Source organism: Frankia tisae (genome assembly GCF_025403405.1).
Taxonomy (GTDB): Bacteria; Actinomycetota; Actinomycetes; order Frankiales; family Frankiaceae; genus Frankia; species Frankia tisai.
This window is the reverse complement of record NZ_JANEZT010000737.1, coordinates 1-963: the sequence shown is the minus strand read 5'-3', so window position 1 is coordinate 963 and position 963 is coordinate 1. Positions and strand designations below refer to the sequence as shown.

The following is a 963-nucleotide window of genomic DNA, read 5'->3' as shown; positions in this document are numbered from 1 at the left end:
ACTCTGGAGTTTGCCCGATGACGACCACCGCACCCGACGTCGACCAGTCCGACACGATCCGGCTCGCCCCGCGGCCGGGCTCCACCGGCGGGCGATGGGCCGAACCGCCGCCGCCTCCGCCGCCGGGCAGGGGGCACGGGCGCCTCGGGCGGCTGGCCCGGGGGCCGGCCGGTGATCCGGTGTGGGTCCGGCCGGCGCTGCTGGCCCTGCTCGCCGGGACGGCGCTGCTCTACCTGTGGAACCTCAGCGCGTCCGGCTACGGCAACAGCTTCTACGCGGCGGCGACCCAGTCGGGATCGCAGAGCTGGAAGGCGCTGCTGTTCGGCTCGCTGGACGCCGGCAACGCGATCACCGTCGACAAGCCGCCGGCGTCGCTGTGGATCTCGGGGCTGTCCGCCCGGGTCTTCGGCTTCTCGTCCTGGTCCGTGCTCGCCCCGCAGGCGATCGAGGGGGTCGCGGCCGTCGGGCTGCTGTACGCCACCGTCCGGCGCCACGCCGGCGCCACCGCCGGGCTGCTCGCGGGCGCCGCGTTCGCGCTGACCCCGGTCGCCGCACTGATGTTCCGCTTCAACAACCCGGACGCCCTGCTGGTGCTGCTCCTCGTCGCCGCGGCCTACTGCACGGTCCGGGCGACCGAGCGGGCCAGCGCACGCTGGCTGATGCTCACCGGGACCTGCATCGGCTTCGGCTTCCTCACCAAGCTGGCGCAGGCGCTGCTGGTCGTCCCGGCGCTCGGCCTGGCGTATCTGATCGCCGCGCCGACGGGCCTGCGGCGCCGGGTGCTGCACCTGGCCGGCGCGGCCGGGGCGATCGTCGTCTCGGCCGGCTGGTACGTCGCCCTGGTCGACCTGTGGCCGGCCGCGTCCCGCCCCTACATCGGCGGTTCCACCGACAACAGCCTGCTGCAGTTGGCGCTGGGCTACAACGGTCTCGGCCGCATCTTCGGCTCCTCCGGCGGTGGTG

General features: G+C 74.7%; 1 protein-coding gene. It reads left to right on the top strand.

Annotated features, from left to right (window positions below; all coding sequences use genetic code 11):
- Positions 1-17: 17 nt before the first annotated feature.
- On the top strand, positions 18-963 hold a 946-nt coding region (locus NBZ85_RS31415; RefSeq protein ID WP_261563457.1), incomplete at its 3' end, for a glycosyltransferase family 39 protein.